This is a genomic window from Streptomyces sp. CBMA156, assembly GCF_014596515.1.
GTDB lineage: Bacteria > Actinomycetota > Actinomycetes > Streptomycetales > Streptomycetaceae > Kitasatospora.
Genome location: NZ_MSJQ01000086.1, coordinates 1 through 13,607, shown reverse-complemented (window position 1 = coordinate 13,607; position 13,607 = coordinate 1). Strand labels below are relative to the sequence as shown.

The following is a 13,607-nucleotide window of genomic DNA, read 5'->3' as shown; positions in this document are numbered from 1 at the left end:
TCTCGGTCTGCGCGGAGCGGACCAGGCCCCGGACGGCCGCGGCGACCGGGTCGGCCGGCCCCTGACCGACGGCGACGGCGCCGCGGGTCACGACCGCCAGCCTGCTGTCCGTCAGCCGGTCCTCGGCCAGCCAGGCCTGGAGGTCCGCCAGGACCCGGCCGACCGTCTCCCGCACCCGGCCGGGCAGGTCGGCGGCGTCGGCGTCGGTGCCGGGGACGGTTCCGGGGACGGGCAGCACGACGAGCCGCGGCGCGGGCCGCCCGTCGTCGAGCGCGGTGAGCAGCTCGGCCAGGCCGGAGAACCGGGGCGCGTCGAGCGACCGGAGGTCCGGGCCGAGCAGGGCCAGGGCGGACGGCTCGACGGTGCCGTCCGGCGCCGTCACCGGGGTCCAGCCGAGTTCGAACAGCGACCTGGCGACGGCGGGGTCGACGGCCGGGCCCAGCTGGGCGGCCTCGACCTCGCGCAGCACGAGGGAGTCGATGGTCATCACCGGGGCCCCGGTGCCGTCGGCGACGCTCAGCGCCATGCCGTCGGCGGTCACGGTCAGGGTCACCCGCAGCGCGGACGCTCCGGCCGCGTGCAGCCGGACGCCCGTCCAGGCGAACGGGAGCCGGGCGGCGCGGTGTTCGTCGGTGGCGGCGGAGAAGCCCACCGCGTGCAGGGCCGCGTCCAGCAGCGCGGGGTGCAGGCCGAACGCCTCGGCCTGGCCCTCGGCCGCCTCGGGGAGGACGACCTCAGCGTGGACGCTGTCGCCGGCCGTCCAGGCCGCCCGCAAGCCCTGGAAGGCCGGGCCGTAGCCGTAGCCGACGGCGGTCAGCCGCTCGTAGAAGCCGGTGAGGTCGACGGGCTCGGCACCGGCGGGCGGCCAGGCGGCGGGCGTGGCGGGCGCGGCGGAACCGGGGGAGCTGGCGCTGGACCTCGAACTCGCCGAGAAGACGGCCTTCCGCACCTTCGGATGCCTGCTGTACGGCATGGGCCGTACGGCGGACGGCGTCTTCTGGTGGCGGATAGCCGCCCAGTACGGGGACCAACTGGCCGTGCACTGCCTGGCGGTGCACTACACGGCCGAGGGCGAGCGGTTCGACGCGGCCCACTGGGCCGCCCAGGCCCAGGACCTCAGCGCCCCCGGCCGGCTGCCGGAGCTGGCGCCGGACGTCCGGCCGGGCGGCGCGGCGGAGCTGGCGCGGGTGCTCGCGGAGCGCTACGACGGCGAGATCCTGCTGACACTGCGGGATGCGGTGGCGACCCGGCCGAGCGCCGACCCCAGGCGGCTGGGCGTCCGGGCGGTGCGGGGGCGGGGGGTGGTGCGGATCCGGTGACGGCCTTGTTGCGGTGGGCCGGAGAGCGGCGGAGGGCCGCCGCACCGCTGGGGTGCGACGGCCCTCCGGTGGAGCGAGGTGCGTCAGTCGGTGCCGGACTCGATCGCGGCGTGGTCGAGCGCGGTGGACTCCTCCTCGTCGCCGGTGCCGGCGGCGATGGGAGCCGCGCCGCCCGGGGCGAGCTCGCCGATCAGGCCGCTCCACGGCGCCAGCTGCCCGTGCACCGCGTACTGCTCCAGCTTGCTGCGCGAGTCGGCGATGTCGAGGTTGCGCATGGTCAGCTGACCGATGCGGTCGTCCGGGACGAACGCGGCGTCGACGCTGCGCTCCATCGACAGCTTCTCGGGGTGGTAGCTGAAGTTGGAGCCCTGGGTGTCGATGACCGAGTAGTCCTGGCCGCGCCGCAGCCGCAGGGTGACGCTGCCGGTGACCGGGTGGCCGATCCAGCGCTGGATGCTGTCCCGGAGCATCAGCGACTGCGGGTCGAACCACCGGCCCTCGTAGAGCAGCCGGCCGAGGCGGCGGCCCTGGGTGTGGTAGGTGGCGATGGTGTCCTCGTTGTGGATGGCGTTGAGCAGCCGCTCGTAGGCGATGTGCAGCAGCGCCATGCCGGGGGCCTCGTAGATCCCGCGGCTCTTGGCCTCGATGATCCGGTTCTCGATCTGGTCCGACATGCCCAGACCGTGCCGCCCGCCGATGGTGTTGGCCTCGTGGACCAGGTCGACGGCGCTGGCGAACTCCTGGCCGTTGATCCGGACCGGGCGGCCGAACTCGAACTCGACGGTGACGTCCTCGGTCCGGATCTCGACCTCCGGGTCCCAGAAGGCCACGCCCATGATCGGGCTGACGATCTCCAGGGAGGCGTCCAGGTACTCCAGCCGCTTGGCCTCGTGGGTGGCGCCCCAGATGTTGGCGTCGGTGGAGTAGGCCTTCTCGGCGGAGTCCCGGTACGGCAGGTCGCGCTCGGCGAGCCACTCGGACATCTCCTTGCGGCCGCCGAGCTGGTCGACGAACGCCTGGTCCAGCCACGGCTTGTAGATCCGCAGGTTGGGGTTGGCGAGCAGACCGTAGCGGTAGAACCGCTCGATGTCGTTGCCCTTGTAGGTGGAGCCGTCGCCCCAGATGGAGACCTCGTCATCCTGCATGGCGCGCACCAGCAGGGTGCCGGTCACCGCGCGGCCGAGCGGAGTGGTGTTGAAGTACGTCTGCCCGGCGGAGCGGATGTGGAAGGCGCCGCAGGCGAGGGCAGCCAGGCCCTCCTCGACCAGCGCGGCCCGGCAGTCGACCAGCCGGGCCTGCTCGGCGCCGTACGCGCGGCCCCGGGCCGGGACGTCGGCGAGGTTCGGCTCGTCGTACTGGCCGATGTCGGCCGTGTATGCGTAGGGGAAGGCACCGTGCTCGCGCATCCACGCGACGGCGACGGAGGTGTCCAACCCACCGGAGAATGCGATGCCGATCCGTTCACCGACCGGCAGCTTGCTCAAGACCTTCGACATGGATGCACCCTTGACCCGCCTGAAGCGGGACCCTGATCTAGCGACGTGTGACGGGATTCGGCGTAATCGATCCGATGCCCGAACTCTGGCATAGATTTGCAGAGTAATGCAAGGGCATGCGATCGCCCGCGGTGACGGAGGGTGCCCGAGGGAGGTCGTCCTCCGGCTGCCGATCCGGCCAACTCCGCTGATTGGACGGGCGGTTGGAACCGGAATTGGAGGGGGCGGGGCGAGAAGGAGGCGGGTGGGGCGGATCAGGAAGCCGGGCCGGGTGCCCGCGCGCGCAGCCAGGCGGTACCGGAGGCGAGTGTGCCGAGTCCGAGTCGGAGCCCGGGTCCGAGCCCGAGGGCGACAGGGTGGCCGGTGTCGGTCGGCCGCGGGACGTACGCCGTGGTGGGCCACAGCCGGCCGGCCGCTCTCGGGGCCGGGCGTCGGGGAACGGCGCGGCCGGGCGGTGTCCTCATGGCGAGGCGATCGCTCATCGTGCCTGGTGCCCTCGTTCGGCGGTTCCCGGTACCGGCCAGCCCGGTCCGGGGCCGGGGAGGCCGCGAACGGGACGGTCGGAGCGCCAGCGTACGCGAACGGTCGGACGGGCCGGCGGCTCGGTCCCCCGGTAGGTGGGTGGCGGTGGGGCCGGGTGGGGGCGAGGGTGAGGGGGAGAGGTGTCGAGGAGGCATCGATGGCAGGCAGCACCGCCAGGGGCTCCGAGGCCCAGCGGCGGCCTTGGTGGGCCCGTGGCGCCCGTGCGGTGTGGGCCTACGTCCGGCGTGCGCCGGGCACCTACATCTGGCTGGCGATCCTGCTCGTCACCACCCAGGTGATCCGGCACGTCGATCCGGTGACCGCCGACCGCATCCTGCAGCGGCGCTCGACCAACCTCCACCACCTCCAGGTCTCGCCGCTCCGCGTCCTGGCGACCAGCGCGCTGTGGATCGCGGGCGGCGGCTGGCTGTCCTACTTCCTGCTGTACAACCTCTTCCACGTGCCCGCCGAACGGTGGCTCGGCACGCTGCGCTGGATCGGGGTGGCGGCGATCTCACACGTCGGCGCGACCTACCTCAGCGAGGGCGTGCTCGGCTGGGCGATCCACCGGGGCCTCGCCTCGCCGAGGGCCGTCTACACCCTGGACTACGGCGTCAGCTACGCGCTGGCCGGGGTCGTCGCGGTGCTCACCTACCTGATCGTGCGGCCGTGGCGGTACCTGTACGCGGCGGGGGTGCTGGTGGTCTACGGGCTGGGCGTGCAGCAGAGCCGGGACTACACCAGCGTCGGCCACTTCAGCGCGGCGCTGATCGGGTTCGCCTGCTACCCACTGACCCGGGACCGGCCGGGCTCCTTCGACCCGGTCGCCTCGGTGCGGGCGCTCCGGCGGCGGGTGCGCGGCCGGTGACCTGCGGTTCGTGACGGCCGGCTGCGCCGGGCCCGGACGGCAGGTCCTGCACGGTCACCTTCGGCCGCGGCATCCGGTGCTTGGACCTGCGCTGCCTCGGCCTCGGCCGTTGCGACGAGACGGACGACTGACCGGCTGGTCTCCCGTTGTGGGGTGTCGCCCGTCACCCGTCGCCCGCCCGGCTGCCCGGCTGCCCGGTTCACTCCGTCGAGCGGGCCGGGCAGCGGCGTCGTGTCCGAGCCGGAGGGCGCGGTGTGACGGGCATCGTGGGTGCGGCGGTTGGGCAGGTGTCACGGGCAGTGCGGGCCGGCGGACGGATCCCGGGGCGGTCCGCCGGTCCGCCGGCCAGCCGGGCGGGCGAGCGGACGGATCCCGGGGCGGTCCGCCGGTCCGCCGGTCCGCCGGTCCGCCGGGCGGGCGAGTGGGCGGGCCGGTTACTGGCCCACGCGCTGGGACACACAGAGGATGTTGCCCTCGCTGTCCTTGAACCAGGCCGCGCGCATGCCCTCGCCCTCGGCGACGCCGTCGACCGTCTTCAGGCCGGGGAAGTCGTACTCCTCGAAGGTGATGCCGCGGCCGCGGAGACCGGCCATCTCGCCGTCGAGGTCGGTGACCTTGAAGCTGGCGAGGGTGTGGGCGGCCTGCCCACCGCTGGGGGTGCGGTAGACGGTGAACTGGGTGCCGCCGCTGTCGCAGGCGAACTCCTCCTCACCCTCCTCGGTGAGCTTGAGGCCGAGGGTGTCGGTGTAGAAGGCCTTGGCGCGGGCGAGATCGGTGGCGGGGATGACTGCTTGCAGCGGAGCGTCTCCAAGCATGGTGTTTCGCCTCCTCTCTGTAACCAGGTTAGGGACGCGGGAGCCGTGTCGCCCGGTGGACGCGGGGGTACTTCGGACGGTGCGGAGGAGGTCGCCGGGAGTCATGCGGTGACGAGCCTCCAGAGCGAGGTGACCTCGGCGGAGCGGGCGGCGCGGAGCAGGGGGTCGGCCCGTTCGGAGGCGGTGGCCCGGGGGTGGCGGGGGACGGTGTCGAGACGGCCGGTGATGCGCAGCCCGGCCGTGGAGACGGTGCCGAGCAGGTCGGCGCGTGACCGCAGACCGAGGCGTTCGGCGAGGTCGGAGAGGATGAGCCAGCCCTCGCCGCCGGGCAGCAGCCGGCCGGCCAGACCGTCGAGGAAGCCGTGGAGCATGCGGCTGTCCCGGTCGTAGACGCCCTCGTCGAGGGTGGAGTTCGGTCGTCCGGGCAGCCACGGGGGATTGCACACGACCAGGGCGGCCCGGTCACGGCCGGGAGGGTAGAGGCCGGCTCCGGCGGTCTCGATGCGGTCGGTGAGGCCGAGGCGGTGGGCGTTGTCGCGGGCGCAGGCGAGCGCGCGCGGATTGGAATCGGTGACCAGGACCTTGCGCAGACCGCGCCGGGCGAGCAGCGCGGCGAGCACACCAGTGCCGGTGCCGAGGTCGTAGGCGGTGGGGTCGGCCTGGACGGCGGGTGGCAGCGGTGCCCGGCCGACGAGGTCGACGTACTCGCCGCGGACGGGGGAGAAGACCCCGTAGTGCGGGTGGATGCGGGCGCCGAGGGCCGGAACGTCGACGCCCCTGGTGCGCCACTGGTGTGCGCCGATCACACCGAGGAGCTCGCGCAGGGACACGATTCTGTTGTCAAGGAGCGGTCCGTAGGCCGCCAGGCAGGCCTCGTGGACGTCGGGCGCCCGGTGGAGCCGGACGCGGTGATCCGCGTCGAGCGGCACCAGCAGCATGCCGAGGACGCGGGCGAGGCGGGCGCGCTCCCGTCGGTGCTGACGGAAGGCCTCGGCCGGGGAGTCGGGCGCGGATCGAGGTCGGCGCCGCTCGGCGCGGCGACGCATGGCGTGCAGGAGACGGAGTGCGCCGGGGTAGTCGCCCTGCCAGAGCAGGGCGGTGCCCTCGCAGGCCAGCCGGTAGGCGGCCTCGGCGCGAAGGGTGTCGTCGGCGGCGATCAGGCGGCGCGGCGGGGGCGTGCCGTTCTCGCTGTGCCAGGCGGCGGGCAGGGCGTAGAGGGCGGGCAGGGCGGCAGTGCTGGGCCGATGAGTGTCGGACACCGGGGCTCCTCGTGGTGGAACGTGCAGGGGGCACGAAGAGCACTTCGACGAGGAGGTGAGCAGCAGGCGCGTCGGGCGGTGGTGCCACCGGGACGGCGGGCGCGGGTGTCAGGCCCGGTGCGGCTCACGCGTCGAAGCGCGAGCCGGGGTGTCGCCGAGGACGAGGCCCGGCACGGCGGCGAGCCGTATGCCACTGATCATCTGAGGGCCTCCTTTCCGAACCTGCCGGTTCTGCGCGGTTGTTCGTACGCTTTCACACAGCGTGGTCGGTTGGCAACCGATTATCACCGGCCCTGCGGCCAGCCGTGCGGTACGCGTTCCAGCACACCTGCCCCGAACAGCTCGTACAGCGGCAGGGTCTCCAGATGGACGTAGCCGATGTGGCAGTCGCAGACCGGCAACGGGCAGGGGTGCGGCCGCAGTCGGGCGCGGTAGCTGCCGTCGTAGAGGTTGCCGAGGACGTCCCGGACGAAGTGGCAGCGGCGCACGGTGCCGTCGCCGTCGACAGACAGCACGGACTCACCGGTGCGGCACGGCAGTCCGGCGCTGGGGTGGGCGTGCCGGCTGTAGCCGAAGTGCGGGTCGAGGGCGGCCCATTGCGCGGCCTCGGCGTCGGTGTAGTCGAGGCCCTCGGCGGCGTTGACCCACAGGTAGACGTCCTCGGCTAGCTCGGCGCGCAGTCGTCCGGCCTCGGCGAGGTGCCCCGGCTGGCCGACCACGCCGACGCTGTAGCGCACGCCGAGCGCGTCCAGTTCGCGGCACTTGGCGAGGAAGCGGTCGCGGCTGACCTGTCCGGGATGGAAGGTGACCCAGAGGGCGAGGGCGTCGAGGTCCGCCTCGGCGAGCCAGCCGGTGCGGCAGCTGAGGTTGGTCTGGATCGCGACGCGGCGGACGTGCGGCAGGCGGCTCAGCTCGACCAGCGCGCGGCGGTACCAGGACCGCACCAGGCCCTCGCCCCAGGGGGTGAACAGCAGCGACAGGGTGTCGCCGGTGCCCGCGCGCCCGGCGGCCCAGCCGGTGAAGCGTTCCAACGCGGCCCGGTCGGCCCGCAGTTGATCGGGGCTGTCGCGCCGCTTGGCGAACGGGCAGTACGGGCAGTCGTAGTCGCAGGAGGCGAGCGGACCGCGGTAGAGCAGGGTGAGGTCCCGTGCACCGTCCGCCGACGGCGGTGACGCGGAGGGCACGCCGAGGAAGGTCATTTCGCCTCGTACGCCGCCATCAGGGCCCGGACCTCGGGCGAGAACAGCAACGGCCCGACGGCGTCCGAGTGCGCCAGCCCCTCCGGGCTGAGCCGCAGGGACGCCGCGTCGCCCTCGGCGAGCCAGCCGCGCTCGGCGAACGCGGCCAGCTCCGCCGGGAAGTCCTCGGCCGGTGAACTGCCGAACCGGGCCCGGTAGTCCGCCAGTGGCATGCCCTCGGCCTGGAGCAGCGACTGCACCAGATGGCGCCGGCGAGGCTCCGCGCCGTCCATCCGGTGGCCCACCTCGGCGTGCCGGAAGTCCTCGGTGGCGACGTACTCGTCGATGATGCCGCGCACCTCGGTGGCGTTCACCGCGTAGTCGAAGGAGTAGTGCAGTTGCGAGGTGTAGGAGCGGGCACCGCAGCCCAGACCGACCATGCCGTCGGTCTGGCAGGCGTACTCGCTCGCCCCTGCCTGTGGGGAGGCGGTGCGGCGGAACATCCGCATCGACACCTGCTGGTACCCGTGGGCGAGCAGGTGGTCGCGGCCGGCGCGGTAGAGCGCGAGCCGCCGCGCGTCCCAGGCGGACGCGCTCTCCTGCTCGCCGCGCCGGGCCAGCCCGGTCAGCGGTCGGACGTACAGCGGGTAGAGGTACAGCTCCTCGGGCTGCCAGGCGAGCGCGGTGTCCAGCGAGCGGAGCCAGCTGGCCTCCGTCTGGCCGTCGATGCCGTAGATGAGGTCGATGTTGAGCACCGGGAAGCCGGCCGCGCGGATCCGGCCGAGCGCGGCCTCGACCTCCGCCCGCTTCTGCGGGCGGACGGCGGAGCGGGCCTCGGCGTCGTCGAAGGACTGCACGCCCAGGCTCAGCCTCGTGGTGCCCCGGGCGGCCAGCACCTCCAGCCGGTCGGCGGTCGCGGTGGCGGGCGAGGCCTCCACCGAGAGCGGTATCGCCCGCAGGTCGGCGCCCATCCGCCGCTCGGCGATGTCGCACAGCCGTTCCAGCTCAGCGGCCGTCAGATGGGTGGGGGTGCCGCCGCCGAACGCGGCCAGCGCGAACCTGGCGCCGTCGTCCAGTGCCGCACGCACCACCGTGGCCTGGCGCTCCAGCGCGTCCAGGTAGGCCGTGGTCAGGCCCTCGGGGCTGCCGATCCGGGTGAACAGGTTGCAGAAGCCGCAGCGGACCTCGCAGAACGGGATGTGCACGTAGAGCGAGAGCGCGTGCTGCGGCTCGCCGGCCCACAGCTCACGCAGCGGCGGGCGCTCGGGCAACGGGCGGTAGGCCGTCTTGTGGGGGTACGCGTAGACGTACGACTGGTACGGCGAGTCGGGGCGCGGGGGTGCGGTGGTCATGCGCGCTCCTCGGAGGTCGCGGTGGCGTCCGCCGCTCGGGCGGGGAGGGTGAAGTGCGCGTACGGGACGGTCCAGACCACCTCGTGGCCGATCCGGTGCCCGGTGTAGCCGTCCTCGCCGTAGGCGGTGCCGTGGTCGGAGCAGACGATCGCGAAGCAGGGGCGGCGGGCGCTCATCGCGGCGAACAGCCGGCCGATGTGCGCGTCCACGTACTCCAGGGCGGCGGCGTGGCTGGCCCGGGTGTCCCCGTGTTCACGGGTGGCGCCCGGCAGGTGGAACCAGTTCGGCTGGTGCAGCGCCGAGACGTTCAGGAACAGGAACAGCGGCTGCTCGGCGGGCTGTCCGGCGGCGACCCGCTCGGCCACGGCGACCTGTTCCTCGAAGGACGTCGGCGAGGCGACGCCCAGCTCGGAGGTCCAGTGGCTCTCCTGGAAGAGGCCGGGCAGCACCGAGCCCAGCGGGCCCTGCTTGTTGAAGAACCCGACACCGCCGACGCACACCGTGCGGTAGCCGGCCGCGGCCAGGGCCGTCGGCAGGTCGGGGGCGTCGAAGACCCAGGTGCGCGGGGCGGTGGTCTCGGAGCCGGCGAAGCGGGCCGCGAACAGGCGCGGGTGCGGGCCGTCGGGGGAGGCCGGAGTCGGCAGGAAACCGGCCAGGATCGCCTGGTGGGAGGCGTAGGTGAAGCTGCCGGGGGCGTGCCGGCGCTCCCAGCGGCCGCCGGGGAGGACGGCGGCGAGGTGCGGGATCCGGCCGGCCGCGGCCAACTCCTCGGCGACGTCGAAGCGGAGCGTGTCGAGGGTGACGAGCAGCAGGTCGTGGGTGCCCACGACCGCGTTCATGTCGGGGGCGGGGGCGGGGGCGGGGGCGGGGGCGGGGACGGTGGTCCGGTGGTTCATCGAGCGGGTTCCGTGATCTGGTGGTCCGTCGCCACGGGCGACGACGGGGAGTGGTCGGTGAGCGCGGCGAGCTGGGCGCCGTAGGTGTCGAGGCCCTCGGCGGGGCCGCCGGGCAGGCCGGTGAGACCGGGGAGCAGGTCGCCGAAGGCGTTCACCTCGCCGACCAGGGCGCGCCGCCAGCCGGTCGTGGGCAGGACGTCGACGCCGACCATCGGCGAACCGGGGAAGCAGGCCGCCGCGCGTTCGGCCGTCTCCAGCAGGGCGGGCCAGGACGGACCGGCGGCCTCCCGGACCTGCTCGATGCTGCCCCGCGCGCCGCCGAGGTGCAGATTGGTCATCGGCTGGGTGCTGGTGCGCACCACGGCGTGGGTGGCCCGGCCCGCCACCACCACGACCCGCAGGTCCGCCGAGCGCCCGGACTGCGAGGCCTTCGGGATCCACTGTTCGACGTGCAGCCCGTCCGGCGCCAGGCCGTCGACGATCGCGGCGACCTCCCGCTCGCTGCGGTAGCGGCGCACCCGCAGCGAGTTGTGCAGCTTACCGTCGGCCAGCTCCACCGAGGTGGTGGCCAGCAGCTGCCCGCGTGGTCCGAACTCCAGCGCCATCACCCCGGAAGCCGAGGAACCGTGCGCCGGCTTGACGAAGACCCGGTGCAGGCGGGCTTCTGCGAGGCGTTCGCGCAGGTGCTCCCAGCCGGTCACCTCGCCGCCGAGCGCCCTGGGCACCGGCACCCCCGCCCCGGCGAGCAGCGCGTGCGCCCGGCGCTTGTCGAACATCACGGCGATCTCCTCCGGATCGCCGAGCAGCCGTACGCCGGGCCGGGCGGCCAGCCCGCGAAGCGCGGCCATGACGCCCGCGTACCAGACGGCCGTGCCCTCGACCCTGGTCGGTGCGTAGCCCGGGCCGAGCGCCGGGCCACGCAGCAGCCGGTCGACCTCGGGCTCCTCGCCGGGCGACTCGACGCGCAGCAGACCGCCTTCGGGCAGCCGGTACCGGCCGCGCAGCACGTCCAGCCAGGGCAGGACGGCGGGCTCGGGCAGCCCGGCGGCCCGGGCGGCGGCCGCGAACAGTGTCACCCGTCGGTGCCCCGGATTGCCGAGGACGGTCAGCTGCACAGTCATCGCCTCCGTCGCCCGCCTACTCGGCGACCGAGACGTAGCGGTCGTCCTCGTCCTCCGCCTCGTCCGCCTCGGCGTCGCTGAGGTCGATCTCGACTCCCGGCAGGGCCTCGCAGAGGCGTTCCATCATCGCGTCGCTCAGGTAGTGGTGGTGCAGGTCGAGGGAGCGCAGGTGGGTGAGCGGCTGGCCCTCCAGCAGGGCCGTGGCGCCGTCGTCGGAGAGCACACCCATGGAGAGGTCGAGCGTCTCCAGCCGGGCGACCACCGGGGCGTGCGCGACGGCGGCGGCGATCTCGTCCTGGAGTTCGCTGTTGGCCAGCCCCAGGTGGCGCAGTCGCGGCAGGCGGGAGCCGTCAAGGAACGGCGCCAGGTCGTCCAGCGAGGCGTCGCCGCCGTACTCGTCCACGCCGAGCCAGAGGTGCAGGCCCTCCAGAGCGGGCAGTTCGGAGCCGGCGATCGCCTGCACCACGGTGGCCGGCAGCCCGCCGGCCTCGAAGCGCAGGCTGGTCAGCGCGTCGTGCCGGACCGGCTTCAGGACGAGGCCACTGCCACCGCGCACGGCCAGCGACTTCAGACCGGGGAAGGCGTTCAGCAACGGGGTGACGTCGTCCATCTCCAGCCAGGAGATCTCGCACGCGTCGTAGGTCACCTCGCCGAGGAACAGCGCCTCCAGGGCGGGCAGGCGCCGGGCGTCGGCCGCGATGGCCTCGACCACGGGCCGCACGGACGTGTAGTCGTCCGGCCACCAGGAGCCGATCACCACGGCGCGGACGCCGGCCGGGTCGACCTTCTCCAGGAAGGACTGCCAGAGCTGGGCGAAGTCCTGCTCGGTGTCGTGGTCGAAGGACAGCCGCCAGGCGACGGCGCCGGCGTCGGGCAGGGGCCGGGCGTCGCCGGGCTGCGGCGGGGCGTCGTCGGGCGTGAACTCGTGGATCGGCAGCTCGTGGAAGCGTTCGAGGTGGCGGGAGACGGCCATGTCGGATCCTGATGGGTCGAATTGGTCGGACGGGTGGTCGTACGGGTGGATGCGGGGGTCGGCTACTCGGCTACGGCGACATAGCGCCACCGGTCGTCGGGCTTGCCGGGCTCGGAGAGGTCGACCTCGACCCCGGACAGGGCCTGGCGCAGCCGCTGCTGCATCTCCTCGGTGAGGTAGTGGTGGTGCAGGTCGAGGGAGCGCAGGTGGGTGAGCGGCTGGCCCTCCAGCAGCGCGGTGGCACCCTGGTCGGTCAGCACGCCCATGGAGAGGTTGAGCGACTCCAGCCGGGCGACGACGGGTGCGTGCGCGAGAGCGGCGGCGATGTCGTCCTGGAACTCGCTGTTCTGGAGGCCGAGGTGGCGCAGCGCGGGGAAGCGGGTGCCGTCCAGGAACGGTGCGAGGTCGGCCATGGTCGAGGAACCGCCGTAGTTGTCCACGCCCAGCCAGAGTTCGAGCCGCTCCAGGGCCGGGAGGTCGCAGCCGGCCACCGAGCGCACGACCGGGCCCGGCAGGCCGCCGGCCTCGAAGCGCAGCGCCTTGAGGGCCTCGTGCCGCAGCGGCGTCAGGGCCAGACCGCCCTTGCCGTCCCAGTCCTCGGAGGCACCGCGCACCACCAGCTCGGCCAGCCGCGGGAAGGCCGTCAGCAGCGGCGTGATGTCGCACTGCTGGATCCAGGAGATCTCGCACTCCTCGTAGGTGATGTCGCCGACGAACAGCGCGCGCAGGGCGGGCAGTCGGCCGGCGGCGGCGACGACCGCCTCCATCGGCTCCTGGAAGCTGTCCGGCTCCTCGGGTGCCCACTGGCCGATCACGACGGCGGTGACCCGCTCGGTGTCGACGGCGCCGAGGAACTGCTCCCAGCACTCGCCGAACGTGGCCTCGGACTCGTAGTCGAGCCCGACCTTCCAGGCGACCGCGGCCGCGTCCGGCAGCTGGACGGAGCCGGACCCGCCCTTCTCCTCGGCTTCGGCCACGGCCGCCACGAAGTCGAAGACGGGGAGACCGTGGAACCGCTCGATGTGGTCGTTGACAGTCATGCGCTGCTCCTCTGGGGTCGGGGCCGAACAACTGTCTACCAGCCGGGACTGACAATCCGGCGGCCGGGTCGCCGCCCGGGCGCGTTGTCAGACCCTTGCCCTATGTTCGGGTCCTGGCTCCGGAGAGTGACCGCGTCGAACGCGGCGGAGCCGTGGGTTCCGGCGTCCGCCGGGGTCCGGCCGTACGGCGAGGGAGGACTGATGTACCGCCAGGGCGATGTGCTGATCGTGCCGGTCGAGGAGAGCGTGGTGCCGCCGCGGGTGGCGGAGCTGGCCGTGCAGCCGAGGGACGGGCGCGGCCGGATGGTGCTCGCGCTCGGAGAGGTCACCGGGCACGCCCATGCCGTGGTCGGCCCGGGCTGGCTGCGCCGTGAGACCGGGCCGTTCGGCGCGGGCTGGCTGCACCTGCCCGAGGGCGGCCGGGTGGTGCACGAGGAGCACGCGGCGATACCGCTGCCCAAGGGCTGGTACCGGGTGATCCGCCAGCGCGAGTACGTGCCGGGCGCGGTGCGGATGGTCGCGGACTGACGGCCGCTCCGCCCGCCGCACGGGGCGGCAGGCGGGACACGAGGACTGGACGCGGCCCCGGGCCGCGGCACGGAACGGGAACGGACGGCCGGGCGTGGAGCCCGGCCGGGAACGGAGCAGGGATGGAGACGGTCATCCACGACGAGGTCCACGGCGACCCGGGCGGGGCACGGGCACTGCCGGGGCCGGCCGAGGTGACGGCCCGCTGGCGGGCGGCCGCGGCGGCCACCGGAGCCGGTG

Annotated in this window: 13 protein-coding genes; 3 read left to right on the top strand and 10 right to left on the bottom strand. The window is 73.9% G+C overall.

Annotated features, from left to right (window positions below; translation table 11 throughout):
• The coding region (locus BU198_RS07195) for a polyketide synthase dehydratase domain-containing protein (protein WP_188296016.1) at positions 1 to 973 on the bottom strand (973 nt) is incomplete at its 3' end.
• Here BU198_RS07195 and BU198_RS07190 point away from each other — a divergent pair.
• On the top strand, positions 972 to 1,319 hold the full coding sequence (locus BU198_RS07190; protein ID WP_188296015.1) for a hypothetical protein: 348 nt from the start codon (positions 972 to 974) through the stop codon (positions 1,317 to 1,319). The two genes, BU198_RS07195 and BU198_RS07190, sit on opposite strands and share 2 nt — an antisense overlap.
• An 83-nt stretch (positions 1,320 to 1,402) precedes the next feature.
• Here BU198_RS07190 and argG read toward each other — a convergent pair whose 3' ends face one another.
• A complete protein-coding gene (gene argG, locus BU198_RS07185; protein WP_188296014.1) occupies positions 1,403 to 2,815 on the bottom strand; it encodes an argininosuccinate synthase in 1,413 nt (470 codons plus the stop codon).
• A gap of 679 nt (positions 2,816 to 3,494) precedes the next feature.
• On the opposite strand from argG, the gene BU198_RS07180 reads away from it, so the two are divergent.
• On the top strand, positions 3,495 to 4,205 hold the full coding sequence (locus tag BU198_RS07180; protein WP_188296013.1) for a rhomboid-like protein: 711 nt from the start codon (positions 3,495 to 3,497) through the stop codon (positions 4,203 to 4,205).
• Between the two features lie 434 nt (positions 4,206 to 4,639).
• Here the strand turns inward: BU198_RS07180 and BU198_RS07175 are convergent, their stop codons facing one another.
• The 8 genes from BU198_RS07175 to BU198_RS07140 all read right to left on the bottom strand — a co-directional run bounded on the left by BU198_RS07175 (position 4,640) and on the right by BU198_RS07140 (position 12,839).
• The gene (locus BU198_RS07175) at positions 4,640 to 5,020 is read right to left on the bottom strand and encodes a VOC family protein (protein ID WP_188296012.1); all 381 of its coding nucleotides are present in this window, start codon (positions 5,018 to 5,020) and stop codon (positions 4,640 to 4,642) included.
• 101 nt (positions 5,021 to 5,121) lie between these two features.
• Positions 5,122 to 6,279: a class I SAM-dependent methyltransferase gene (locus BU198_RS07170; RefSeq protein ID WP_317620006.1), complete on the bottom strand. Its 1,158-nt coding sequence runs from the start codon at positions 6,277 to 6,279 to the stop codon at positions 5,122 to 5,124.
• Between the two features lie 284 nt (positions 6,280 to 6,563).
• Positions 6,564 to 7,463 (bottom strand): STM4011 family radical SAM protein, encoded by a 900-nt coding sequence (locus tag BU198_RS07165; RefSeq protein ID WP_317620005.1) that lies wholly within the window; start codon positions 7,461 to 7,463, stop codon positions 6,564 to 6,566.
• Between the two features lie 11 nt (positions 7,464 to 7,474).
• Complete coding sequence (locus BU198_RS07160) at positions 7,475 to 8,809, bottom strand: STM4012 family radical SAM protein (RefSeq protein ID WP_188296010.1); 1,335 nt, start codon at positions 8,807 to 8,809, stop codon at positions 7,475 to 7,477.
• Complete coding sequence (locus BU198_RS07155) at positions 8,806 to 9,648, bottom strand: STM4013/SEN3800 family hydrolase (protein WP_188296017.1); 843 nt, start codon at positions 9,646 to 9,648, stop codon at positions 8,806 to 8,808. The genes BU198_RS07160 and BU198_RS07155 overlap by 4 nt, the downstream gene beginning before the upstream one ends.
• 53 nt (positions 9,649 to 9,701) lie before the next feature.
• Positions 9,702 to 10,826, bottom strand: a complete 1,125-nt coding sequence (locus BU198_RS07150) for an STM4014 family protein (protein ID WP_188296009.1) — start codon at positions 10,824 to 10,826, stop codon at positions 9,702 to 9,704.
• A gap of 16 nt (positions 10,827 to 10,842) precedes the next feature.
• Positions 10,843 to 11,799, bottom strand: coding sequence for an STM4015 family protein (locus BU198_RS07145; RefSeq protein ID WP_188296008.1), 957 nt, complete (start codon positions 11,797 to 11,799; stop codon positions 10,843 to 10,845).
• Positions 11,800 to 11,861: 62 nt separating this feature from the next.
• Positions 11,862 to 12,839, bottom strand: a complete 978-nt coding sequence (locus BU198_RS07140; RefSeq protein ID WP_188296007.1) for an STM4015 family protein — start codon at positions 12,837 to 12,839, stop codon at positions 11,862 to 11,864.
• 201 nt (positions 12,840 to 13,040) lie between these two features.
• On the opposite strand from BU198_RS07140, the gene BU198_RS07135 reads away from it, so the two are divergent.
• Positions 13,041 to 13,367, top strand: coding sequence for a hypothetical protein (locus BU198_RS07135; protein ID WP_188296006.1), 327 nt, complete (start codon positions 13,041 to 13,043; stop codon positions 13,365 to 13,367).
• Positions 13,368 to 13,607: the final 240 nt, after the last annotated feature.